Annotated in this window: 18 protein-coding genes; 11 read left to right on the forward strand and 7 right to left on the reverse strand. The window is 65.9% G+C overall.

What is annotated here, in order from left to right; all coding sequences use genetic code 11:
- Positions 1-252: 252 nt before the first annotated feature.
- The 3 genes from U1H99_RS05370 (at position 253) to U1H99_RS05380 (ending at position 3,754) form a co-directional block, all read left to right on the forward strand.
- Positions 253-1,566, forward strand: coding sequence for an MFS transporter (locus U1H99_RS05370; RefSeq protein WP_323140707.1), 1,314 nt, complete (start codon positions 253-255; stop codon positions 1,564-1,566).
- 23 nt (positions 1,567-1,589) lie between these two features.
- Positions 1,590-2,342 carry a maleate cis-trans isomerase family protein gene (locus U1H99_RS05375; protein WP_323140708.1) on the forward strand — a complete coding sequence of 251 codons (753 nt, stop codon included), beginning with the start codon at positions 1,590-1,592 and terminating at the stop codon, positions 2,340-2,342.
- A 98-nt stretch (positions 2,343-2,440) separates the two neighbouring features.
- On the forward strand, positions 2,441-3,754 hold the full coding sequence (locus tag U1H99_RS05380; RefSeq protein ID WP_323140709.1) for an MFS transporter: 1,314 nt from the start codon (positions 2,441-2,443) through the stop codon (positions 3,752-3,754).
- Between the two features lie 84 nt (positions 3,755-3,838).
- On the opposite strand, the gene U1H99_RS05385 is transcribed toward U1H99_RS05380, so the two are convergent.
- The 7 genes from U1H99_RS05385 to U1H99_RS05415 all read right to left on the reverse strand — a co-directional run bounded on the left by U1H99_RS05385 (position 3,839) and on the right by U1H99_RS05415 (position 11,046).
- Complete coding sequence (locus U1H99_RS05385) at positions 3,839-4,516, reverse strand: type 1 glutamine amidotransferase domain-containing protein (RefSeq protein WP_323140710.1); 678 nt, start codon at positions 4,514-4,516, stop codon at positions 3,839-3,841.
- 153 nt (positions 4,517-4,669) lie between these two features.
- Positions 4,670-5,308: a 3-isopropylmalate dehydratase small subunit gene (leuD, locus tag U1H99_RS05390; RefSeq protein ID WP_323140711.1), complete on the reverse strand. Its 639-nt coding sequence runs from the start codon at positions 5,306-5,308 to the stop codon at positions 4,670-4,672.
- Positions 5,309-5,322: 14 nt separating this feature from the next.
- A complete protein-coding gene (gene leuC, locus U1H99_RS05395) occupies positions 5,323-6,732 on the reverse strand; it encodes a 3-isopropylmalate dehydratase large subunit (RefSeq protein WP_323140712.1) in 1,410 nt (469 codons plus the stop codon).
- On the reverse strand, positions 6,732-7,970 hold the full coding sequence (locus U1H99_RS05400; RefSeq protein WP_323140713.1) for a CaiB/BaiF CoA transferase family protein: 1,239 nt from the start codon (positions 7,968-7,970) through the stop codon (positions 6,732-6,734). Before U1H99_RS05400 ends, leuC begins: the two co-directional genes overlap by 1 nt.
- 31 nt (positions 7,971-8,001) lie before the next feature.
- Entirely contained in the window at positions 8,002-8,919 is a 918-nt protein-coding gene (locus tag U1H99_RS05405; RefSeq protein ID WP_323140714.1) for a hydroxymethylglutaryl-CoA lyase, read from the reverse strand.
- Between the two features lie 225 nt (positions 8,920-9,144).
- A complete protein-coding gene (locus tag U1H99_RS05410) occupies positions 9,145-10,029 on the reverse strand; it encodes a LysR substrate-binding domain-containing protein (RefSeq protein ID WP_141832969.1) in 885 nt (294 codons plus the stop codon).
- A 108-nt stretch (positions 10,030-10,137) separates the two neighbouring features.
- Positions 10,138-11,046, reverse strand: a complete 909-nt coding sequence (locus U1H99_RS05415) for a PEP-CTERM sorting domain-containing protein (RefSeq protein ID WP_323140715.1) — start codon at positions 11,044-11,046, stop codon at positions 10,138-10,140.
- Positions 11,047-11,321: 275 nt separating this feature from the next.
- On the opposite strand from U1H99_RS05415, the gene U1H99_RS05420 reads away from it, so the two are divergent.
- The 8 genes from U1H99_RS05420 to ahpC all read left to right on the forward strand — a co-directional run bounded on the left by U1H99_RS05420 (position 11,322) and on the right by ahpC (position 23,605).
- Positions 11,322-12,617, forward strand: coding sequence for a nucleotide disphospho-sugar-binding domain-containing protein (locus tag U1H99_RS05420; protein WP_323141215.1), 1,296 nt, complete (start codon positions 11,322-11,324; stop codon positions 12,615-12,617).
- A gap of 29 nt (positions 12,618-12,646) precedes the next feature.
- On the forward strand, positions 12,647-13,714 hold the full coding sequence (locus U1H99_RS05425; RefSeq protein WP_323140716.1) for an SDR family oxidoreductase: 1,068 nt from the start codon (positions 12,647-12,649) through the stop codon (positions 13,712-13,714).
- Positions 13,715-13,950: 236 nt separating this feature from the next.
- A complete protein-coding gene (gene uvrA / locus U1H99_RS05430) occupies positions 13,951-16,506 on the forward strand; it encodes an excinuclease ABC subunit UvrA (protein ID WP_323140717.1) in 2,556 nt (851 codons plus the stop codon).
- Between the two features lie 120 nt (positions 16,507-16,626).
- Entirely contained in the window at positions 16,627-20,127 is a 3,501-nt protein-coding gene (locus tag U1H99_RS05435; RefSeq protein WP_323140718.1) for a response regulator, read from the forward strand.
- A 17-nt stretch (positions 20,128-20,144) separates the two neighbouring features.
- Entirely contained in the window at positions 20,145-20,975 is an 831-nt protein-coding gene (locus tag U1H99_RS05440; protein ID WP_323140719.1) for a CheR family methyltransferase, read from the forward strand.
- Positions 20,972-21,595 carry a chemotaxis protein CheB gene (locus U1H99_RS05445; protein ID WP_323140720.1) on the forward strand — a complete coding sequence of 208 codons (624 nt, stop codon included), beginning with the start codon at positions 20,972-20,974 and terminating at the stop codon, positions 21,593-21,595. The genes U1H99_RS05440 and U1H99_RS05445 overlap by 4 nt, the downstream gene beginning before the upstream one ends.
- Complete coding sequence (locus U1H99_RS05450) at positions 21,592-22,806, forward strand: hybrid sensor histidine kinase/response regulator (RefSeq protein WP_323140721.1); 1,215 nt, start codon at positions 21,592-21,594, stop codon at positions 22,804-22,806. The genes U1H99_RS05445 and U1H99_RS05450 overlap by 4 nt, the downstream gene beginning before the upstream one ends.
- 235 nt (positions 22,807-23,041) lie before the next feature.
- Complete coding sequence (ahpC, locus tag U1H99_RS05455) at positions 23,042-23,605, forward strand: alkyl hydroperoxide reductase subunit C (RefSeq protein ID WP_323140722.1); 564 nt, start codon at positions 23,042-23,044, stop codon at positions 23,603-23,605.
- The last annotated feature ends 139 nt before the right edge of the window (positions 23,606-23,744 follow it).

Genomic DNA, 23,744 nt, shown 5'->3' on the forward strand with positions numbered 1-23,744 from the left:
TGTGCTCCCGCGGCAATGCGTTCAAAAACAAGCCATGCGAACTGGATACCCGACAAGCGTATCCTGGCTGTTCCGGCCAGGCTTTGCGCATGCTCATCCGGCGCTTGCGCCATCGCGAACCGCGATGGCAGGGTCGCGATTGGTTTCTTTACGCACGCGTCAGGTGGAGTGAACATGCCATCCAGGTACTTACACGCACATCGAAGGCGTGAACCGGCCTTGCCCCTGGCGGCAAACAACATTGGAGACTTCATGAAAAGCGCTTACCTCAAGCCACAGGTGGCCATGGCCCCTGCCGCAACCACCTTCACCGTGCGCCAGCAGTACACGGCCCTGTTCGGCTCATGGCTGGGCTGGCTGTTCGACGCGCTCGACGCCGGCATCTTCGGCTTCGTCATGCTGGCCATCGCCCACAGTTTCGGCGTCCAGATGGGCGACGTGGTCTCCACCGTCGCCTGGTTCCTGCTGGCCACCGGCATCGGCGGCTACTTCCTCGGCAATATCTCGGACCGCATCGGCCGCAAGAAAACCATCCTCGCTTCGGTCCTCGCCTACGGCACCGGCACGCTGCTGTGCGGTTTCGCCACCACCCTGTTCGAATTGAACGTCTACCGCTTCATCGTCGGCATCGCCGTCGGCGGCCTGTGGTCGGCGGCGGCGTCGCTGATCTGCGAAGTCTGGAAACCGGAAGGCCGCGCCAAGGCGATCGCCTTCATGCAGACCGGCTGGTCGGGCGGTAACCTGCTGGCCGCGGTGTTTGCCTGGAACATGCTCGACCCGGCCAATCCGGAAGCCTGGCGCGACCTGTTCATCTATGCCAGCCTGCCGGCCTACGCCACTTTCCTGTTCGTGCTGTTCTACGTGAAGGAATCGCCGGTCTGGCTGGCCAACCGCGACTTCATGAAGAAAAACAGCGGCAAGGGCAGCCTGTTCGAGATCTTCAAGCCGGAATACCGCCGTCCGGTGCTGCTGGCGCTGACCATTTCCGTGCTCGGCATGCTCGGCTACTGGATCGTGTTCACCTTCACCCCGGCTTTCCTGCAAAGCACGCTCAAGGTGCGCATCGACCAGGCGCCGGTGTTCCTGGTCTGGACCGGCATCGGCGCCATGCTCGGCTACGTCGTCTACGGCTACCTCGCCGAAAAGGTCGGCCGCCGCATCTCGTTCGCGATCTTCTTCATCGGCATGACCATCATGGTGCCGGTATTCACCTTCGGCGCCGGCGCCATGCCGCTGACCGACGGCAAGCTGGCCTTCACCACCCAGAACGTGGTCACGCTGGGCGCGCTGGCCGCCTTGCTCGGCTTCTTCACCGGTTACTTCAGCGGCTTCGGTGCCTGGTATTCGGAACTATTCCCGACCAGCATTCGCTCGACCGCTTCCGGCTTCTGCTTCAACTTCGGCCGCGTCGGCGCCATCGCCGGCATCAAGCTGGTGCCGGTGCTGATCCCCATCATCGGCTTCACCACCACGATTTCACTCGCGGCGGTGGCGTATTTCGCCGCCGCGCTGATGGTGTTCACCCTGCAGGAAACCAAGGGCACTGTCCTTACCAGCGGCAACTAATTGAAACAACAGAGGAATCAAGCATGAAAACCTATCGCATCGGCCAGATCGTGCCAAGTTCGAACACGACGATGGAGACCGAAGTACCGGCGATGCTGCAGTCGCGACTCAATCAATTTCCGGAAGAGCGTTTCACCTTCCACTCGGCACGCATGCGCATGATGCACGTCACGCCCGAAGAGCTGAAGAAGATGGACGTCGACAGCGACCGCTGCGCGCTGGAGCTGTCGGATGCGCGCTGCGACGTGCTGGCCTACGCCTGCCTGGTGGCGATCATGTGCCAGGGGCCCGGCTACCACCTGCAATCGGAAAAGCGCCTTTCCGACATGGTGCGCGAGAACAAGGCGCAAGCCCCGGTGGTCAGCTCGGCCGGCGCCCTGGTCGACGCCATCCACGAACTCGGTTTTAAAAAGGTGGCGCTGATCACCCCCTACATGAAGCCCCTGACCCAGCAGGTGGTCGACTACATCGAAGACACCGGCATCAGGGTGGTTGACGCGATCAGCCTAGAAGTCTCGGACAACCTGGCCGTTGGCCGCCTCGATCCGATGAACCTGATCGAGCACGCCAAGCGCCTCGACATCAGCGACGCCGACGCGGTCGTGCTGTCGGCCTGCGTGCAGATGCCGTCCCTGGCGGCGATCCAGAAGGTCGAAGACATGCTGGGCAAGCCGGTGCTGTCGGCAGCCACCGCGACGGTCTACCGCATCCTCAAGAAACTGGAACTGGCACCGGTCGTGCCGGACGCCGGTTATCTGTTGTCCGGCAAGTTCTGATTCTTGCCGTGGTAGGGAGAAAGAAAGCCGTCGCGCGCAAGCCTGGCGGCTTTTTTTGCTCCTGACCCTGCATCCCATGAAATAAGGTCGTATCGAACATGAATACCCATACTCTCTCCAAGGGCGCCGGCATGGCGCAGCGTGAGCAGAAGGAAGCCAGTACCTACGCCAAGGTGACGGCCCGGCTGCTGCCCTTCCTGTTTATCTCCTACGTCGCGGCTTACCTCGACCGCGTGAATGTCGGCTTTGCCAAGCTGCAGATGCTGAACGACCTGCAGTTCAGCGAAACCGTGTATGGACTCGGTGCCGGCGTGTTCTTCATCGGCTACTTCCTGTTCGAGGTGCCGAGCAATATCATCATGCACAAGGTCGGCGCCCGCGTCTGGATCGGCCGCATCATGATTACCTGGGCGATCCTGTCCGCGTCGATGGTATTCGTCAGCAGCCCGACGGTGTTCTACGTGCTGCGCTTCTTCCTGGGCGTGGCCGAAGCCGGCTTCTTCCCCGGCATCGTGCTGTACCTGACCTACTGGTTCCCGGCGCAGCGGCGCAGCCGCATGAATGCGCTGTTCATGATCGGCATCCCGTTTGCCGGCGTGGTCGGCGGTCCGCTGTCGGGCTGGATCCTGAATGCCATGCACGGCGCGCACGGGATGGCGGGCTGGCAATGGCTGTTCCTGATCGAAGCCTTGCCGTCGCTGGTGCTGGGCGTCGTCACGATCTTCTATCTGCCCGACAGCATCCGTGCGGCGTCATGGCTGAGTAATGAAGAAAAGCAGCTGCTGGAAGAGAATATTGCGAAAGAAAACACCGGCAAGGTCGATCACGCGCTGTCGGGCGTGTTCGGCAATCCGCGCGTCTGGCTGATGGCCGGGATCTACTTCTGCTGCATGATGGGCCTGTACGGCATCAGCTTTTACCTGCCGACGCTGATCAAGGCGGCAGGCGTCAAGGATGCGATGGATGTCGGCCTGCTGACCGCCATTCCCTACGGTTGCGCCGTGGTCGCGATGCTGGGCATCGCAAAAAGCGCGGACCGCACCCGCGAACGGCGCTGGCACTTCACGATTGCCAGTGCGCTCGGCGGATTGGGTCTGCTGCTCGCCACGATCTATGGCGACAACGTCGCGCTGGCCATGGTCGCGCTCTGTCTCGGTACCGCCGGCATGCTGGCCACCATGCCTGTCTTCTGGACCTACCCGAGCTCGATCCTGGGTGGCACGGCGGCCGCTGCCGGCATTGCCATGATCAATTCCTTCGGCAACCTGGCCGGTTTCGTCAGCCCGTCGATCATCGGCTGGATGAAGGACGTGACCCATAGCACCAATGCCGGCATGGTCGTGGTATCGGGTGCCTTGTTCCTCGGCGCCTTGCTGGCCTTGTTGCAGCCGCGCAGCCTGGTCAATCGATAAGCCCAGCTTCGCTCTCTACCGCAGATGCAAAAACGCCGCGCGGTGCAAGCCGGGCGGCGTTGTCGTTTACCCCGTGATTTTCGGTCAGGCCAGCAGTTTGAGCAGCGCCTCGGCGCCTTGCTCCGACGACGCCGGGTTCTGCCCGGTGACCAGCTTGCCGTCGGTCAGCACATACGGCTGCCAGTCGGGGCCCTTTAAATAATTGCCGCCGTTCTGCTTGAGCATGTCCTCGACCAGGAAAGGCACCACCTGGGTGAGACCGACCGCGTCTTCTTCCGTGTTGGTGAAGCCGGTCACCTGCTTGCCGCGGACCAGCGGCGTGCCGTCGGCAGCCTTGACGTTGCGCAGCACGCCCGGCGCGTGGCAGACGAGTGCGACCGGCTTGCCGGCGGCGGCCATGGCTTCGATCAGGGCGATCGACGCCTTATCTTCGGCCAGGTCCCACAGCGGGCCGTGTCCGCCCGGATAGAACACGGCGTCGAAGTCGGCGGCGTTCACGTCCGCCAGCTTGCCGGTCGAGGCCAGCACGGCCTGCGCTTCGGGATCGCCCTTGAAGCGGCGGGTGGCGTCGGTTTGCGCGTCCGGCGCGTCGCTCTTCGGATCGAGCGGCGGCTGGCCGCCCTGGGGCGACACCACCGTGATGTCGGCGCCGGCGTCCTTCAGCACGTAATAGGGCGCCGCGTACTCTTCCAGCCAGAAGCCGGTTTTCTTGCCGGTGTCGCCGAGCTGGTCGTGCGACGTCAGTACCATCAATACCTTCATGTAAACCTCCTTGTGCGTTGTTCCATGCGTTCCGCATATTGAACCAGGCGCGCCTTTTTTGTCGCCACGCAGGCGGGCCGGCCGGACGCAAAAAAAGCCGCCCGGCGTGCACCGGGCGGCTCCATCGGGGAAACGTGGTTCAGGCCAAGTGGTTCAGGCCACCAGCCAGGGCGACGCGCGCCGCGTGCGTTCCTCGTAGGCGCGCACCTTGTCCGCATGCTGCAGCGACAGCCCGATCTCATCCAGCCCGTTCAGCAGGCAATGCTTGCGGAAGGCATCCACCTCGAACGGGATCGTTTCCCCGGAAGGCGTGCGCAGCACCTGCTCGGCCAGCGAGATATCGAGCGCATAACCAGGCGCCGCCTCGACCGCGCCGAACAGGCGGGCGACGGTGGCCGCATCCAGCACCACCGGCAGGATCCCGTTCTTGAAACAGTTGTTGTAGAAGATGTCGGCAAAGCTCGGCGCGACGATGGCGCGGAAGCCGTATTCGGCCAGCGCCCACGGCGCGTGTTCGCGCGAGGAGCCGCAGCCGAAATTCTCCCGCGCCAGCAGGATGCCGGCGCCCCCGTAGCGCGGCTGGTTCAGCACGAAGTCGGGATTGAGCGGGCGGGTCGAGCAATCGGTATCGGCTTCGCCGTGGTCGAGGTAGCGCCATTCGTCGAACAGGTTGGGCCCGAAACCGGTGCGCGTGACCCGCTTCAGGAACTGCTTCGGGATGATGGCGTCGGTGTCGACGTTGGAGCGGTCGAGCGGCGCCACCAGGGCGCGCAGGGTGGTAAAGGCTTGCATGTTTTCTCCCGCGTTCAGAGGGCGTTCACATCGACGAAACGGCCGGCAATCGCCGCCGCCGCCGCCATCGCCGGGCTGACCAGGTGGGTGCGGCCGCCGGCGCCCTGGCGTCCCTCGAAGTTGCGGTTCGAGGTCGAAGCGCAGCGTTCGCCCGGGGCCAGGCGGTCGTCGTTCATGCCGAGGCACATCGAGCAGCCCGGCTCGCGCCACGAAAAGCCGGCATCGACGAAGATGCGGTCCAGGCCCTCGGCCTCGGCCTGGCGCTTGACCAGGCCGGAGCCGGGCACCACCAGCGCCAGCCGGATGTTGTCCGCCACCTTCCTGCCGCGCACCACGCTGGCGGCGGCACGCAGGTCTTCGATGCGCGAATTGGTGCAGGAGCCGATGAAGACCTTGTCCAGCGCGATGTCGGCGAGCAGCGTGCCCGGCTGCAGGCCCATGTAGGCCAGCGCGCGTTCGACCGCGTCGCGCTTGACCGGATCGTCGACGCCGGCCGGGTCGGGCACGCGGCCGTCGACGGTGGCGACCATCTCGGGCGAGGTGCCCCAGGTCACGTGCGGGCGCAGGGTGGTGGCGTCGATCTCGACCACGCTGTCGAAATGGGCGCCGCGGTCCGAGACCAGGCCGCGCCACTGCGCCACCGCCTGCTCCCACTGCTCGCCCCGGGGCGCCTGCGGGCGACCGCGCAGGTAGTCGATGGTGGTATCGTCGACCGCGATCATGCCCATGCGCGCGCCGGCTTCGATCGTCATGTTGCAGAGGGTCATGCGGCCTTCCATCGACAGCGCGCGGATGGTCGAGCCGGCGTATTCGATGGCGTAGCCGGTGCCGCCGGCGGTGCCGATGCGCCCGATCATCGCCAGCGCGACATCCTTGGCGCCGACGCCAGGGGCCAGTTCGCCCTCGACCCGCACCAGCATCGTCTTCGCGCGCCGCGTGCGCAGCATCTGGGTGGCCAGCACGTGCTCGACTTCCGAAGTGCCGATACCGAAGGCCAGCGCGGCAAAGGCGCCGTGGGTGCTGGTGTGCGAATCCCCGCAGACCACGCTCATGCCGGGCAGGGTGGCGCCCTGTTCCGGACCGATCACGTGGACGATGCCCTGGCGCACGTCGTCCAGCGCCACGTAATCCATGCCGGTGGCGGCGCAGTTCCGTTCCAGCGTCTCGACCTGCTTGCGCGATACCGCGTCGACGATGGCGTCGCTGCCGGTGCGCCGGCCTTCGGTCGGGATGTTGTGGTCGGCCACCGCCAGGTTGGCGTTCAGGCGCCACACCGGGCGTCCATTGATGCGCAGGCCGTCGAAGGCTTGCGGGCTGGTGACTTCGTTGATCAGGTGGCGGTTGATGTAGATGAAGGCGGTGCCGTGTTCATCCTCGTGCACCAGGTGCTGCTCCCACAGCTTGTCGTACAGGGTGCGTGCCATCAGATCACCCCCTGCGCGGCCATCTGCGCGATCTGGGCGTTGGTCAGGCCGATCTGCTTCAGCACCTCGAGGTTGTGCTCGCCCAGCTTGGGACCCAGCCATGCCACGCTGCCCGGGGTCTTGCTCAGCTTGGGCACGATGCCCGGCACCTTCAATGTGCCGAATTCCGGATGCGCGACGTCGAGGATCATCTCGCGCGCCTGGTACTGGGCGTCGCGGAAGATGTCCTCGATGCTGTAGATCGGCCCGGCCGGAATCGCATACTCGTTCAGCACGTTGAGGCAGGTGTCGAGGTCCATGGTGGCGCTCCAGGCGCCGATCAGGCCATCGATGAAATCCATGTGCCGGACGCGCACCTCGTTGCTGGCGAAGCGCTCGTCGCCGGCCAGGTCTTCGCGGCCCATCGCCTTCAGCAGGCGCTGCACGATGGCGTCGCCATTGGCGGCGATGACGGCGTACTTGCCGTCGCGGGTCGGGTACACGTTCGAGGGGGCGATGCCGGGCAGGATAGCACCGGTGCGCTCGCGCACCACGCCTTTCTGGTCGTATTCGGGCACCATGCTTTCCATCAGGCTGAACACGGCTTCGTACAGGGCCACGTCGATTTCCTGGCCGCCGCCCTGGCGCACATCGCGGTGGTAGAGCGCCATCAGGATGCCGATCACGGCGTACATCGCGGCCAGCGAGTCGCCCAGGCTGATGCCGACGCGGGTCGGGGCCATGCCCGGGTAGCCGGTCAGGTGGCGGATGCCGCCCATCGATTCGCCGATCGCGCCGAAGCCGGCGCGCTTGCTGTACGGGCCGGTCTGGCCGAAGCCGGAGATGCGCGAGATAATCAGGCGCGGGTTGATTTCCTCCAGCGCTTCGCGCGAGAAGCCCCATTTGTCGAGGGTGCCGGGGCGGAAGTTCTCGATCAGCACGTCCGCCTCGGCCAGCAGCGATTTAAGGACGTCGCGGCCTTCGGGCGAACCGCAGTCGAGGGTGATGCATTTCTTGTTGCGCGACTGGACGTACCACCACAGCGAGGTGCCGTTATGCAGGACGCGCCAGTTGCGGATCGGGTCGCCCTTGCCGGGCGGCTCGATCTTGATGACGTCGGCGCCGAATTCGGCCAGCAGGCGGGCGCCGAAGGGGCCGGCGATCAGTGTGCCCATCTCGATGACCTTGATGCCGGCCAGCGGGCCGGGGTTGCGTTCGCTATTGCGTTCGGTGTTCGTGCTGTCGTTTGTACTTGTCATGATCTGTCTCCTCGCGTTTCTCGTGTTGTGCTCAGGCGGCCTTGCGCAGCCCGCGCTGGGCCTTGTGCACCTGCCAGCGGTTGCTCTGGATGCGGGTGTCGAGCTGGGCGTCCAGGAAATCCGAGGCCGCCAGCAGGCTGTCCAGGGCAATGCCGCTCTGCACGCCGCTGGCATCCAGCATCGACACCAGGTCTTCGGTGGCGATGTTGCCGGTGGCGCCCGGCGCGAACGGGCAGCCGCCCAGGCCGCCGACGCAGCTGTCGAAGCGGGTCACGCCAGCCTGCAGGCCGGCCAGCACGTTGGCCAGGCCGCGGCCGTAGGTATTATGGAAGTGCAGCTCGAATTCCAGGCCGGCGAACTCGCTTGTGAGGCGGCCGATCCAGTCATGCACCTGCTGCGGGTTGGCGATGCCGATCGTGTCGCACAGGCCGATGCGGGTGAAGCCGTGGCCCGCCATCCGGTCGACGATGGCGCGGATGCGATCCAGGCCCGGATTGCCTTCGAACGGGCAGCCGAACACCATCGAAATGGAGAGGCGCGCGGCCAGGCCGTCGTCGCGCGCACGCGCGGCCAGCGGCGCCAGCTCGGCCATCGACTCGGCCACGGTCTGGTTCAGGTTCTTGCGGTTATGGCTGTCGGTGGCCGACATCACCATCGTGATGCCGTCGGCGCCGGCGTCCAGCGCGCGCCCGTAGCCCTTGGCATTGGGGATCAGCGCGAAGCGGGTGATGCCCAGGCCGGCGGTGCCGCGCATGACCTCGGCCGCGTCGGCCAGGTTCGGGATCGCCTTCGGGCTGACGAAGGCGGTCGCTTCGACTTCCTTGCAGCCGGCCGCGGCCAGCTGGCGGATCAGGTCGATCTTGTGCGCGGTCGGCAGGTTGTGCGGCTCGTTCTGCAGGCCGTCGCGCGGGCCGACTTCGGTGATGCGGACATCGGTGGGTAGCTGCATGGTCGTCTCCTTCGGTCTAGTCCTAGGATGGACGAGCGGCGGGGGGACGTAAAGCAGCGGTTGGCGAATCCGCCATCGCGTGGCGCGATGGCGGGTCGATATACCCGTTCAGAGCGCCTGACAAACCTTCAGGGCAAGGGGGGCGGCCGGCCGACGCAGCGTCGAAGACAGTACGTTAGTACGGCCAGACGATGCAACGCGGCCATGGAGGTTTTTCAGGTGCGCCTAGTGCACGCCCAGGAAGTGGTCGAACAGCAGCTTTGCCGCCACCGGCAGCGCCTCGTACGAGCGCACCGCGATCTCGAGTTGGCGGTGCGCCCACGGTTCGTCCAGCGCGATCGACTGCAGCTTCAGCGCGCTGTAGGTATGCAGGCTATCGCGCGGCAGGATGCCGATCCCGAGCCCGGCCTCGACCATCAGGCACTGGGCGTCATAGCCGCTGACCTGGATGCGCAGCTTGAGCGAGCGTCCCAGGTCGCTGGCGGCGCGCACCAGCTGGAAGTTCAGGCTGCTGCCGACGTGCAGGCCGACGTATTCGTAGTCGATGGTGTCGGCGAAGGTCACCGCGGTGCGCCCCGACAGCGGATGGCCGTGCGGCACGATCAGCACCAGGTCGTCGTTGCGGAAGGGGTAGACCTCGATGTTGTCGCCGTGCGGCACCTGGGTGAAGATGCCGATGTCGGCGGTGTTGTCCTCGATGCCGCGGATGATGGCGGTGCTGACCTTTTCTTCCAGGCTCACCTGCACCAGCGGATATTTCTCCAGGAAGGATTTCAGCGCCTGGGGCATGAACTGCGTCATGACCGAGATATTCGCCAGCACCCGCACCGAACCCTGGGTGCCGCGCGAAAAATCGTGCATCTGGGCGACGATGTTGTCGAGGTCGGCCAGCACCGGGCGCGCCATGTTGATCAGGGCGACGCCGGCGGCGGTCGGGGTAATCCCCTTGTTGCTGCGCATGAGCAACTGGGTGTTGAGCTGGGCTTCGAGTTCGCTGATGCGCTTGCTCACCGCCGCGGCGGCGATGTGGTGGCGTGCGGCCGCCGCTGCGATCGTGCCGTGTTCGATGACGGCGACGAACAGGCGCAGCGACAGGGGATCGGGTCTCATCGTTACTGTGTGTTTATAGGACGAAAGAACGCCGATGATAGCGTTTTTGCGCCGCCGCGGCCATGGCGCGGCCCGCTTGCCTTGCCCGGTCCTGTCGCTGCGGTCAGCCTAGCCGCGCATCCGGCGCCGCAGGCGCATGCCCAGCAGCACGGCAGCGGCCAGCGCCGTCAGCGGCAGCGTGCTTGGTTCCGGCACCGCGAGCGCGCCGGCGACCGGGGCGTTCACCAGCAGCGAAGCGTCGTTGAAGGCCAGCCGCAGCGTGTGGCTGGAATCGACGGTGGCGCCGCAGCACACGCTGGCGTCGAGGAAGGCACCGACGTAGAAGGACTGGCCCGGCTGCAGCAGATAAGCGATGGTGGCGCTGGTGGTGCCGCTGTCGTGCAGCATCCGGTTGGCATGGTCGTACACCGCCGGCACCGCTTCGCAGCCGTAGCGGCCGGGGATGTACACGATCGGACACAGCTCGGTCTGGAAGACATCCGGCGGGGCATAGCCGAACGCATAGCCGGCCGTATCGAACAGCGACAGGAAGAAGGCCGAGTGGTTGCCCTGGCTGTCGCTGTCCGGACGCGAAAAGACCGAGTCCAGGGTGGCGGTCACGGTCAGCAGGAAGGGCGTGTCGCCGATGTAGCGGTAGCCCTGCACGCCCCAGGCGTTGGCATCGGCGCGGGCGCTGCCGCCGTAGGGGCCGGTGCCGGCATAGTCGGGATTGCTGCTGGCATATGCGTGCAGGACCGGCAGCCAGGAGTCGGTGCCGATCTCGGCACTGACCGCGGCGGTGCCGCGGATGTCCTGCGCCACCGAGCCGATGCCGGTGGCGCTGACGCTGGTGACGCCGTTGTAGCTGGTCAGCTGCGAAAAGTCGCAGGACGTGTGGCTGGCGTTCCAGGGACAGTCGAAGACGGCGGTGCTGCCGTTGGCGCCGAAGGTGTTCAAACTGGGCGTCGCCGAGGCGGGCAGGGCCGGCAGAACCAGCAAGGCGAGGGCGGCGGCGAAGATGCGGAATGGATGGGACATGGCGCGTGCGTTCCTTTCGTGATCGTGATCGTGAGAGAAGAACCCATGGTGCGCCGGCAAGTGTCGGACGCAGTGTATTTACACAAGCCAGTTTTGTGCCAGGCGCGTCCGCCCTTCTATGCATAGGGGGAACCGTATTTTTTGGGTGCGCCGCTGTAAGGCTTTCCGACAGGCGCAGGTGCGCCGGGGAGTGGCCGGAAGACGGCGCCGCGCCGCCGGTCTTTCGCGTAGAGTCATCTCGTGTCCTTGCCTCGGAGACCGGTATCCCTTCCCCCATCCATTTCGTCGTCGTCACCATCGGTTCCGCCGGCGACCTGTTCCCCTTCATGGCGATGGCGCTGGCCCTGCGCGCGGCCGGCCACCGCGTGAGCTTCCTGGCGCCCGTGCAGCACGCGCCGTACGTGCAGGATTCCGGCCTGGATTTCATTGGCCTGCCGGCCGACGAAGCCGTGCTGCACGACCCCGACCTGTGGCATCCGACGCGCGGCTTCGGCGTGGTCTGGCGCGCCACGCGGCCGGGCATGGCGCGCTTCAATGCGTTCGTCGATGCGCTGCCCGGCGACGAACGGCTGGTGCTGCTGGTGCACCCGCTGGCACTGCCCGAGGCCGACCTGTGCCGCGCCCGTCGGCCCGGTCTGAGAGTCGCGGCGGCCTACCTGGCGCCGCAGAACCTGCCGACCGTGCACGACCCGCTGCTGGTGGGGCCGTGGCGGGTACCGTCGTGGGTGCCGTTCGCGGCGCGGCGCGCGCTGTGGCGCTGGGGCGCGCGCACCTTCATCGATCCGGTGGCGCTACCGGAAGTGAACGCGGCGCGGAAGGGGCGCGGCCTGCCGCCGATGGACAGCCTGCTGACCAATCTGTTCCGGCTGGCAGACCTGTCGCTGACCCTGTTCCCCGAGTGGTTCGCGCCGACCCCGCCCGATTGGCCGCAGCCGCTGGCGCGCGCCTGTTTTCCGCTGTTCGATCCCAAGCCGGATGCGGCGCTGGCGCCCGAACTGCTGCGCTTCCTCGACGCCGGGCCGGCGCCGGTCGTCTTCACCCACGGCACCGGCAACTTCCAGGCGAGCGCGTATTTTCGTGACGCCTGCGCCGCCGTGCGCCAACGCGGGCTGCGCGCGATTTTGCTGACGCCGCAGCGCGACCAGGTGCCGGCCGACTTGCCGCCAGCGGTTCTGTGGCAGGCCTACGTGCCGCTTCGGCGCCTGTTGCCGCAGGTGGCGGCGCTGGCCCACCACGGCGGCATCGGCACCACCGCCGAGGCGCTGCGCGCCGGCACGCCGCAGCTGGTGGTGCCGCTGGCGCACGACCAGTTCGACAATGCGGCGCGCGTGACGGCGCTGGGCGTGGGCGCCAGCCTGCGCGCCGACCGCGTGAACGCGGCGCGGCTGGCCGCCAAGCTGACGCAACTAACCGACATGGCGGTGGCAAGGCGATGCGCCGCGGTCAAGGCGCGCTTCGACGGCAGCGATCCGATGCGGACCGTGGTCGAGCGGCTGGAAGCGCTGGCGGGCGAGGGCGGCCATGTTGTCGAGCAAGCTCGCGCCACCGCCGGCGGAAACGGGCCACAATAAACTTTTGACAATACAACAAGGAAAGCATCATGCAACGAAGTGCACTGGTGGTCGGTGCCAGCGGCATCGGCGGCCGCTACACCGCCCGCGAACTGCTGGCCCACGGCTGGACCGTCTACGGCCTGGCGCGCACGCCGCCGCGCGACTTGCCGGGACTGATCCCGGTGGCGGCCGACCTGCTCGATACCGCCGTGCTGGCCGAAGCGCTGGCCGACGTGGCCCCTACCCACGTCTTCATCACGACCTGGATGCGCCAGGACACCGAAGCCGAGAACATTCGCGTCAACGCCGCCATGGTGCGCAACCTGCTGGATGCGCTGGCACCCAGGAAGTCGCTGCGCCACGTGGCGCTGGTCACCGGCCTCAAACATTACCTGGGTCCGTTCGAAGCCTATGCCAGCTCGGGTACGCTGCCGGACACGCCGCTGCGCGAAGCGCAGCCGCGCCTGCCGCTCGAGAATTTCTATTACGCCCAGGAAGACGAGGTCTATGCCGCGGCCGAGCGCGACCGCTTTACCTGGACCGTGCACCGTCCGCATACCGTCATCGGGCTGGCGGTCGGCAATGCGATGAACCTGGGCACCACGCTGGCCGTGTATGCCTCGATCTGCAAGGAGACCGGGCGCCCGTTCCAGTTCCCGGGTTCGGAAGCGCAGTGGAACGGCCTGTCGGACGTGACCGATGCACGCATGCTGGCCAAACAGCTGCGCTGGGCGGCCGACACCGACGCCGCCAAGAACGAAGCCTTCAATATCACCAACGGCGACTATTTCCGCTGGAGCTGGCTGTGGCGCCGGCTGGCGGCCTGGTTCGGCGTGCAGGCGGCCGGTTTCGACGGCCAGGTGCGGCCGCTGGAACAGGAGATGGCGGGTGACGCTGAGGTGTGGCGCAAGATCGCGCAGAAGCACAACCTGGTCGAGGCCGACCTGAGCCGGCTGGCCTCGGCCTGGCACACAGACCTCGACCTGGGCCGGCCGATCGAGGTGATGACGGACATGGCGAACAGCCGGCGGCTGGGGTTTGCGGCCTGGCAGGCGACCGAGGATTCGTTCTTTGATCTGTTCTCGGCACTCAGGGCCGAGCGCTTGATTCCATAATCGTAGACGCCAGCACGTCGCCCCTGCGCAGGCAGGGGCCCAAGTTATACGCATTCGGCTACAGCGTGCTTTAGTGATGTGCGCCGAACTTGGGCCCCTGCCTTCGCAGGGGCGACGTTGGTAGCTCGAGGTATCCACATGGGGTAGATCCCACCGTGTTCCGTGCGTCACCGCACCGCGCCCACCCGGCTTGGTGCGTTGTAATAAAGCCTTCCAAGCCACCACCCGGAACCCCGATGCGCCGCAAGCCCGACCACCCGCAGGACCCCAAGCCGACCCCGTCCAGCGCCGGCATTCCCGGCCACGTGCGCGTGCGCGGCGCGCGCGAGCACAATCTCAAGAACGTCGACCTCGACATTCCGCGCGATGCGCTGGTGGTGTTCACCGGCGTCTCCGGCTCCGGCAAGTCCTCGCTCGCCTTCGGCACCCTGTACGCCGAAGCCCAGCGGCGCTACCTGGAATCGGTGTCGCCGTATGCGCGCCGCCTGTTCCACCAGATGCCGGTGCCGGAAGTCGACGACATCGACGGCCTGCCGCCGGCGGTGGCGCTGCAGCAGCAGCGCGGCACCCCGACCACGCGCTCGTCGGTGGGCAGCGTCAGCACGCTGTCGAATTCCCTGCGCATGCTGTACTCGCGCGCCGGCGACTATCCGCCGGGGCAGGGCATCCTGTACGCCGAAGCGTTCTCGCCGAATACCGCCGAAGGCGCCTGCCCGCAATGCTCGGGCCTGGGCCGCGTGTACGAAGTCACCGAGCAATCGATGGTGCCCGACGACACGCTCACTATCCGCGAGCGCGCGATCGCCGCCTGGCCGCCGGCCTGGCACGGCCAGAACCTGCGCGACATCCTGGTGACGATGGGCTACGACGTCGACACGCCCTGGCGCGACCTGCCGAAGAAGGATCGCGACTGGATCCTGTACACCGACGAGACGCCCACGGTGCCGGTCTACGCCGGTTTGACGCCCGAGGAAACCAAAAAGGCGCTCAAGCGCAAGGATACGCCCAGCTACCAGGGCACCTTCACGGGCGTGCGCCGCTACGTGATGCAGACTTTTGCCACCACCGAGAGCGCGTCGATGAAGAAGCGGGTGGCGCGCTACATGGTCGGCCTGGAATGCCCGACCTGCCATGGCAAGCGCCTGCGTCCGGAAGCGCTGGCGATCACCTTCGCCGGGCTGGATATCACGGAACTGTCGCGCATGCCGCTCGAGCGGCTGGCGCAGCTGCTGCAGCCGTATGCCGACGGCAGCGCACCGAAAGGAAAGACCGACAAGCACGCCGAACAGCTGATCGTCACCCAGCGCATCGCTGCCGACCTGTGCGCGCGCCTGGACGTGATGCTGGCGCTGGGCCTGGGCTACCTGGCGCTGGAGCGCAGCACGCCGACGCTGTCGCCGGGCGAACTCCAGCGCCTGCGCCTGGCGACCCAGGTGCGCTCCAACCTGTTCGGCGTGGTCTACGTGCTGGACGAGCCCTCGGCCGGCCTGCACCCGGCCGACACCGAGGCGCTGCTGGATGCGCTGGCGCGCCTGAAGGCGGCCGGCAACTCGCTGTTCGTGGTCGAGCATGCGCTGGACGTGATCCGCCATGCCGACTGGATCGTCGACGTCGGCCCGCAGGCGGGCGAGGGCGGCGGCCGCATCCTGTACAGCGGCGCGCCGGACGGCCTCAAGAAAGTCGAGGAATCGCACACGCGGCGCTACCTGTTCGACGAAAAGGGCATCGAAGACAGTACCCCGCGCGAGCCCAGCGGCTGGCTGCAGCTGCAAGGCGTGCGCCGCAACAACCTGCATGATTTGAGCGCCCGCTTCCCGCTCGGCGTGCTGGCCGCCGTGACCGGCGTGTCCGGCTCCGGCAAGTCGACGCTGGTCAGCCAGGTGCTGGTCGACCTGGTCGGCGCGGCGCTGGGCCAGGCTGCGCCGGATGAGGAGCCGGAAGAGGAGCCTGGCCTGGAACGCGAGGAAGTCATCGCGACCGAAGGCCGCATCGCCAGCGGGATGGAGAACGTGAAGCGCCTGGTGCGGGTCGACCAGAAACCGATCGGCCGCACCCCACGCTCCAACCTGGCCACCTACACCGGCCTGTTCGACCAGGTGCGCAAGCTGTTCGCCGCCACCCCGCAAGCCAAGAAGAAGCGCTACGACGCCGGGCGCTTTTCCTTCAACGTCGCCAAGGGCCGCTGCGAGCATTGCGCCGGCGAAGGCTTCGTGATGGTCGAGCTGCTGTTCCTGCCCAGCGTGTACGCGCCGTGCCCGACCTGCGAGGGCGCACGCTACAACGCCGACACGCTGGCCGTGCACTACAAGGACAAGAACATCGCCGACGTACTCGGCATGACGGTCGACGAAGCCTACGCCTTCTTCGAGGACCAGGAACCGGTGGCGCGCCCGCTCAACACCCTGCGCGAGGTCGGCCTGGGCTACCTGCGCCTGGGCCAGAGCGCGACCGAGCTGTCCGGCGGCGAAGCCCAGCGCATCAAGCTGGCGACCGAGCTGCAGCGCGCCACCCGTGGCGGCACGCTGTATATATTGGACGAGCCGACGACCGGCCTGCATCCGCTCGACGCCGACCGCCTGATGGCCCAGCTGAACCGCCTGGTCGATGCCGGGAATAGTGTGATCATGGTCGAGCACACGATGCGCGTGGTGGCCGGCTGCGACTGGGTGATCGATATCGGTCCGGGCGCCGGCGAAGCCGGTGGCACGGTGGTGGCGGAAGGACCGCCGCGCACGGTAGCGGATTGCCAGGACGGCCAAACTTCTCGTTACTTGAAGGCAATGTATCGCTAACGGTGCGCATTATCGCGTAAATATGCTGCGCCGGAAAGAAAAACTGCTCAATAGAACACGCCTTGCCGGGCAATTGCGTTACACTTTGGATATTTTTTTCAAAACGCGTCCCGTAAAAGTATGCCTGGCACGAGTATCGACAGTAATCATTTCCGCCGTATCCTGTCCCGCAACGTCGCCATGCCGCTCGGCATGGGCGTCCTCAGCGCGCTGGTCTTCGTCGGCATCATCGCCTACCTGATCAACGTCCTGAGCTGGGTCGAGCACTCGGAGCACGTGATCGGCCGCGCCAACGAGGTCAGCCGGATGTCGGCCGACATGGAAGCGGGCGTGCGCGGTTACCTGCTGTCCGGCGACGAGGACTTCATGACGCCCTATCTGCTGGCCAAGCCGAAGATGGAGGGCGAACTGGATGGGCTGCGCAAGCTGGTCGGCGACAACGAGACGCAGGTCGATCGCCTTGAACGCATCCGCAGCGCGCATCGCGAATGGCAGCGCTTCGCCGACGATGTCGTCTCGCGCCGCAGCAAGAATATCGATTTCATCGACATCATCAAGAGTGGGCGCGGCAAGATCCTGACCGACGAGGTGCGGCGCCAGTTCGCCGATTTCACCGAGACCGAGCAGCGCCTGCTGCAGGAGCGTAACGCTTCTTCGCGCGCCGTGATCGGCTGGTCGGTTGCCGCCTTCCTCCTGTTCAGCCTGGTCGTGGCCGGTTCGCTGGCCATGTTCGGCCGTCGCGAACTGCTGCGCCTGTCGCGTTCGTATAACGAGACCCTGGAACACGAAGCCGAGCACAATGCCGAGCTGCGCCACCAGGACTGGCTGCGCACCGGCCAGGCCGAACTGGCCGGCAAGACCTCGAACATCCACGAACTCGAACCGCTCGGCAACGTCGCTCTGGGCTACGTCACGCGCTACCTGGAAGGCGTGGTGGGCGCCATGTACGTGCGCAGCGAGGACGGCGTACTGCGCCGCCTCGCCGCCTATGGCTTCGCCCATGCCGATACCGAGCGCGGCCTGCAGATCCAGCCGAACGAATCGCTGGCTTCGCAGTCGGCCAACCAGAACCGCATCCTGACACTGCGCGACCTGCCGCCGGATTACATCAAGGTCGGCTCCGGCCTCGGCGAGACCGCCCCGCGCGAACTGATGATCGCCCCGATCTCGAACCACGGCAAGATCAAGGGCGTGATCGAGATCGGCTTCCTGCGTCCGGTCACCGAGCGCGACGTCGAGTTCATGAAAATGATCGGCCCCGCGGTCGGCTCGTCCGTCGCTGCCGTGCTGTACCGCCAGCGCCTGCAGGTGGCGCTGGAAGAGCAGCAGGCCATGAACGAGGAATTGCAGGTGCAGCAGGAAGAACTGCGCACCGCCAACGAAGAGCTGGAAGAGCAGTCGCGCGCACTGGAAGAATCGCAGTCGGCGCTGGAAAACCAGCAGGCCGAGCTGGAGCAGACCAACGAGCAGCTGGGCGAGCAGGCCGCGCGCCTGGACCTCAAGAACAACGCCTTGCTGCAAGCCCAGGACCAGTTGCGCGAACGCGCGCTGGAGCTCGAGCGCGCCAGCCGCTACAAGTCCGAGTTCCTGGCGAACATGTCGCACGAACTGAGGACGCCGCTGAACAGCTCGCTGATCCTGGCCAAGCTGCTGTCCGACAATACGGCCGGCAACCTGAACGAAGAGCAGGTGCGCTTTGCCCAGACTATTTATTCGGCCGGCAACGACCTGCTCAACCTGATCAACGACATCCTTGATATTTCCAAGGTCGAGGCCGGCAAGCTGGAACTGGTGCCGGAAGAGCTGTCGCTGCGCCGCGTGGTCGAGCACATGGCACGGACCTTCGAACCGCTGGCGCGCCAGAAGTCGCTCGAGTTCCGCTTCGACGTCGCGCCCAACGTGCCGGCGTCGATCCACACCGACCGCCAGCGCATCGAGCAGATCCTGAAGAACCTGCTGTCGAACGCGGTCAAGTTCACCGACAGCGGCGACGTCAGCCTGGCGGTCAGCGCGACCCAGGATGGCTGGGTCCAGTTCGTGGTCCAGGATTCCGGCATCGGCATCGCGCCCGACCAGCAGGAACGCATCTTCGACGCCTTCCACCAGGCCGACGGCTCGACCGCGCGCAAGTACGGCGGCACCGGCCTCGGCCTGTCGATCTCGCGCGACCTGACCGCGCTGCTGGGCGGCACGCTGACGGTGGCCAGCGCGCCGGGCGAGGGCAGTACCTTCACGCTCAGCCTGCCGCGCAACGGCACCGTGGCGGCCACGCCGCCAGCACCGGCGCCGCAAGCCGCGCGCAGCAGCGCCCCGGCACGCCCCAAGGTGCCGGCCGCTGCCCCGGCCCAGGTGGCGGAGACGCCGTCGAGCCAGCCCGCAGCGCAGGCCGGCGCCGCGACCGGCTTCCCCGACGACCGCGGCCAGCCGGCCAACGGCCGCCGCACCGTGCTCACCATCGAGGACGAGCCGGAATTCGCGCGCATCCTGTACGGCCTGGCGCACGACATGGAATTCCGCTGCCTGGTGGGCCTGACCGCCGAGGAAGGCCTGGAACTGGCCACCAACGAGCAGCCCGATGCGATCCTGCTCGACATGCGCCTGCCCGACCGTTCCGGCCTGTCGGTGCTGCAGCAGCTGAAGGAAAACCCGTCCACCCGCCACATCCCGGTGCATGTGGTCTCGAGCATGGAAAACGGCGGCGAGGCGCTGCATTTGGGCGCCATCGGCTATGCACTGAAACCGACCACGCGCGAGCAGCTGGAAGAAGTCTTCCTGAAGCTCAAGGACAAATCGACCCAGAAACTCAAGCGCGTGCTGCTGGTCGAGGACGACGAACGCCAGCGCGACAGCGTGGTCCAGCTGATCGCCGACAATGACGTCGAGATTTCCGCGGTCGGTTCCGGCGGCGAAGCGCTCGCGCTGTTGCGCTCGCAGATTTTCGACTGCATGATCATCGACTTGAAGCTGCCCGACATGCAGGGCAACGAGTTGCTGCAGCGCATGTCGCACGAAGAGCTGGTCTCGTTCCCGCCGGTCATCGTCTACACCGGCCGCAACCTGACCCGCGACGAGGAAGCCGAACTGTCGAAGTACTCGCGCTCGATCATCATCAAGGGCGCGCGTTCGCCGGAGCGCCTCCTGGACGAAGTCACGCTGTTCCTGCACAAGGTCGAGTCGCAGCTGTCGTCCGAGCGCCAGACCATGCTCAAGACGGTGCGCGGACGCGACCGCGTGTTCGAAGGCAGGACCATCCTGCTGGTCGACGACGACGTGCGCAACGTGTTCGCCCTGACCAGCGCGCTGGAGCAGCGCGGTGCCAACGTGGTGGTCGGCCGCAATGGTTTCGAGGCGCTTTCCAAACTGGATGAGGTGGAGAATATCGACCTGGTGCTGATGGACGTGATGATGCCGGGCATGGATGGCCTGGAGGCGACGCGCCGCATCCGCCAGGATGGACGCTTCACGCGCCTGCCGATCATCGCCATCACCGCCAAGGCGATGAAGGACGACCAGGAACAGTGCCTGGCCGCCGGCGCCAACGATTACCTGGCCAAGCCGATCGACCTGACCCGCCTGTATTCGCTGCTCCGGGTGTGGATGCCGACGCTGGAGCGCATTTAACGTAAAGACGTAAAACGATGACCAAACCGCCAAGCGACATCGATATCGAACTGCGGATGCTGGTCGAAGCTGTCTATCTCAAGTACAACTACGACTTCCGCGACTACACCGGCGCTTCCCAGAAGCGCCGCGTGGCGGTTGCCATGCGCGCCATGGAATGCGAGACCGTGTCCAGCCTGCAAGCCAGGGTGATGCACGATCCGGCCGCCTTCGCGCAGCTGCTGCAATTTCTCACCATTCCGGTCACCGAAATGTTCCGCGACCCGGACTACTACCTGGCCATCCGGCGCCAGGTGGTGCCGTTCCTGGAGACCTATCCTTCGCTGAAGATCTGGGTGGCCGGCTGCAGCACCGGCGAGGAAGTCTATTCGCTGGCGATCCTGCTCAAGGAAGAGGGCTTGCTGGAGCGGACGCTGATCTACGCGACCGACATCAACCCGGCCTCGCTGGATGCGGCGCGGCGCGGCGTGATGCCGCTCGACCGCATGCGCCTGTTCACCGAGAACTACCAGAAGGCCGGCGGCACGCGCGCCTTTTCCGACTATTACACGGCGGCCTACGGCGGCGCGCTGTTCGACCGCTCGCTGGTGGAAAACGTCACCTTCGCCGACCACAGCCTGGCCACCGACAGCGTGTTTGCCGAGACCCATTTCATCAGCTGCCGCAACGTGATGATCTATTTCAACCGGCGCCTGCAGAACCGGGTGCTGGGACTGTTCCACGAATCGCTGTGCCACCGCGGCTTTTTGGGCCTGGGCAGCAAGGAAAGCATCGATTTTTCCACGTATGCCCAGCGCTTCGAGCCGCTGGCGCGCCGGGAGCGCCTGTTCCGCAAGGTGGGGCCATGACTACCGTTGCCATCGACGATCGCGCCCTCCAGGCCAGCCTGCAGGGACGGCGTATCGAGGCGGTCGTGATCGGCGGCTCGGCCGGCGGCGTCGACGCCCTGATCCAGCTGTTGCCGGCGCTGCCGGCGGGGTATGATCTGCCGGTCGTCTGCATCCTGCACCTGCCGCCCGACCGCGAGAGCCGGCTGGCCGAACTGTTCGACGAGCGCCTGCCGCTGCCGGTGCGCGAAGCCGCCGACAAGGGCGGGATCGAGGCCGGCACCGTCTACTTTGCCGGTCCCGGCTACCACCTGTCGGTCGAGCAGGACCGGACCTTCTCGCTGAGCTGCGAGCCGCCGGTGCACTATGCGCGGCCGGCGATCGACGTGCTGATGGAATCGAGCGCGGATGCCTGGGGCCCGGGCCTGGTCGGCATCCTGCTGACCGGCGCCAACCACGACGGCGCCGACGGCATGGCGCAGATCCGCGCCCGCGGCGGCTTTACCGTGGTACAAGATCCTGCTGATGCCCAGGTAGGCGTGATGCCGATGGAAGCGATCCGCCGTTGCAAACCGCACCTGGTCCTGCCGCTGGCGCGGATCGGGGCGCTGTTGCCCATGTTGGAGAATTACAAATCATGAGCGCAAAAGACCCTAGCAAACTCCTGATCGTCGACGACCTGCCGGAAAACCTGCGCGCCCTCGACGCCGTCATCCGCGACGAGCACCGTATCGTCTACCAGGCCTCTTCCGGCGAGGAAGCGCTGTCGCTGATGCTCGAGCACGAATTCGCGCTGGCGATCCTGGACGTGCAGATGCCGGGCATGGACGGCTTCGAGCTGGCCGAGATGATGCGTGCCACCTCGCGCACCCGCAACATCCCGATCGTATTCGTGTCCGCTGCCGGACGCGAGCTGAACTACGCGTTCAAGGGCTACGAGACCGGCGCCGTCGACTTCATGTACAAGCCGCTCGATCCGGACGCGGTGCGCAGCAAGGTCAACGTCTTCGTCACCCTCGACCAGCAGCGGCGCGAGATGCGTCACCAGATGGAGGCGCTCGAACGCAGCCGGCGCGAGCAGGAAGTGCTGCTGCGCGAACTGAACGCGACCCAGGGCGAGCTGCAGCGCTCGCTGCGCATGCGCGACGAATTCATGTCGCTGGTGGCGCACGAGCTGCGCACCCCGCTCAACACGCTGTTCCTGGAAACGCAAATGCGCAGCCTGCAGCTCAAGCGTGGCAACATGCCGGCCTTTAATGCCGAACAGATGGGCAGCATGATCAAGCGCGACGAGCGCCAGATCAAGTCGATGATCCGCCTGATCGACGACATGCTGGACGTCTCGCGCATGAAGAGCGGCACGCTGTCGATCCGGCCGGGCAAGGTCGAGCTGATGGCGCTGCTCGACCGCGTGGTCAACGATTTGTCGCTGGCTGCCGCGGCGGCCGGCTGCAACCTGGTGCTGGAGCCGCACCCGCCGGTGGAAGGCTGGTGGGACGAATTCCGCATCGAGCAGGTCGTGGTCAACCTGCTCACCAATGCGCTGCGCTACGGCGGCGGCGGGGCGGTGGAAGTCGGTGTCCACCAGGAGGGTTGCCACGCGGTCATCGACGTGCGCGACCATGGCAAGGGCATCGCGCCCGACTTTATCGAGCGCATCTTCGAACCCTACGAGCGCGGCGCCAAGAACGGCGAGCCGAAAGGCCTGGGCCTGGGCCTGTACATCTCACGCCAGCTGGCGACCTCGCACGGCGGCAAGCTGACGGCCAGCAGCGCCCCGGGGCAAGGCGCCACATTCAGCCTGACCCTGCCTTGCACCGAGCCGGCCTTGCAGGCCGTCGCGCCCGCCTGAAGCCGCTACGGGCATTCAGCCCGCGGCCCTCGAACGTGGCCCCCGCGAAGGCGGGGGGGCCAAGTTTTTACTTCTCCCGATTGCTTTTCATGCCAATGGCGCAAATAGCCCCCACCTATCGGAGTGCGATAGGCAAAATCAATCGATAAAATCTGCTCAATTAATTTCACATAAACGTGTGTGCGAGGTATAGTGTGCACCTAACGTATTTTTTTAACCCCAAACAGGAGCTTTCATGTCCCTCATCAACAGCACGATCAAGCCGTTCAAAGCAACCGCGTACCACGACGGCAAGTTCGTCGATCTGACCGACGCCGATTTCAAGGGCACTTGGTCGATCGTGATGTTCTACCCGGCTGACTTCACCTTCGTCTGCCCGACCGAACTGGAAGACCTGGCTGACTTCCAGCCGGAATTCGCCAAGATGGGTGTGAAAGTCTACGGCGTGTCGACCGACAGCCACTTCGCCCACAAGGCATGGCACGACACCTCGGAAGCCATCAAGAAAGTGAACTACCCCCTGATCGGCGACCCGACCGGCACCCTGGCCCGTAACTTCGAAGTCATGATCGAAGAAGAAGGCATGGCGCTGCGCGGTACCTTCGTGATCAATCCGGAAGGCCAGATCAAGGTCATGGAAGTGCACGACAACGGCATCGGCCGCGACGCGTCGGAACTGATGCGCAAAGTCAAGGCAGCCCAGTACGTCGCTGCTCACCCGGGCGAAGTCTGCCCGGCCAAGTGGTCGGAAGGCGCCGAAACCCTGAAGCCGTCGCTGGACCTGGTCGGCAAGATCTAATAATAGATTGCAGGAAAGCGGGCCGCCCCCCGGTCCGCAGTAGTAGGTGTAGGACCAAGTTGTACAAGGACATTAGCTAAAACCCCATTGCGGTAGCGGCTGATGTCCCCCACCTCTTATCAGCGCCGCATTGATCCCG

It is taken from the genome of Massilia phyllosphaerae, from assembly GCF_034659755.1.
In the GTDB taxonomy this organism is placed as follows: domain Bacteria; phylum Pseudomonadota; class Gammaproteobacteria; order Burkholderiales; family Burkholderiaceae_D; genus Telluria; species Telluria phyllosphaerae.

Bases quoted from the DNA above. Each gene is read 5' to 3' on its own strand.
- leuD (WP_323140711.1), bottom strand. From the start codon at position 5,308: ATGCAAGCCTTTACCACCCTGCGCGCCCTGGTGGCGCCGCTCGACCGC.
- U1H99_RS05380 (WP_323140709.1), top strand. From the start codon at position 2,441: ATGAATACCCATACTCTCTCCAAGGGCGCCGGCATGGCGCAGCGTGAG.
- U1H99_RS05405 (WP_323140714.1), bottom strand. From the start codon at position 8,919: ATGCAGCTACCCACCGATGTCCGCATCACCGAAGTCGGCCCGCGCGAC.
- U1H99_RS05445 (WP_323140720.1), top strand. From the start codon at position 20,972: ATGACTACCGTTGCCATCGACGATCGCGCCCTCCAGGCCAGCCTGCAG.
- U1H99_RS05400 (WP_323140713.1), bottom strand. From the start codon at position 7,970: ATGACAAGTACAAACGACAGCACGAACACCGAACGCAATAGCGAACGC.
- U1H99_RS05450 (WP_323140721.1), top strand. From the start codon at position 21,592: ATGAGCGCAAAAGACCCTAGCAAACTCCTGATCGTCGACGACCTGCCG.
- ahpC (WP_323140722.1), top strand. From the start codon at position 23,042: ATGTCCCTCATCAACAGCACGATCAAGCCGTTCAAAGCAACCGCGTAC.
- U1H99_RS05410 (WP_141832969.1), bottom strand. From the start codon at position 10,029: ATGAGACCCGATCCCCTGTCGCTGCGCCTGTTCGTCGCCGTCATCGAA.
- U1H99_RS05415 (WP_323140715.1), bottom strand. From the start codon at position 11,046: ATGTCCCATCCATTCCGCATCTTCGCCGCCGCCCTCGCCTTGCTGGTT.
- U1H99_RS05440 (WP_323140719.1), top strand. From the start codon at position 20,145: ATGACCAAACCGCCAAGCGACATCGATATCGAACTGCGGATGCTGGTC.
- U1H99_RS05385 (WP_323140710.1), bottom strand. From the start codon at position 4,516: ATGAAGGTATTGATGGTACTGACGTCGCACGACCAGCTCGGCGACACC.
- U1H99_RS05375 (WP_323140708.1), top strand. From the start codon at position 1,590: ATGAAAACCTATCGCATCGGCCAGATCGTGCCAAGTTCGAACACGACG.
- U1H99_RS05435 (WP_323140718.1), top strand. From the start codon at position 16,627: ATGCCTGGCACGAGTATCGACAGTAATCATTTCCGCCGTATCCTGTCC.
- leuC (WP_323140712.1), bottom strand. From the start codon at position 6,732: ATGGCACGCACCCTGTACGACAAGCTGTGGGAGCAGCACCTGGTGCAC.
- U1H99_RS05425 (WP_323140716.1), top strand. From the start codon at position 12,647: ATGCAACGAAGTGCACTGGTGGTCGGTGCCAGCGGCATCGGCGGCCGC.
- uvrA (WP_323140717.1), top strand. From the start codon at position 13,951: ATGCGCCGCAAGCCCGACCACCCGCAGGACCCCAAGCCGACCCCGTCC.
- U1H99_RS05370 (WP_323140707.1), top strand. From the start codon at position 253: ATGAAAAGCGCTTACCTCAAGCCACAGGTGGCCATGGCCCCTGCCGCA.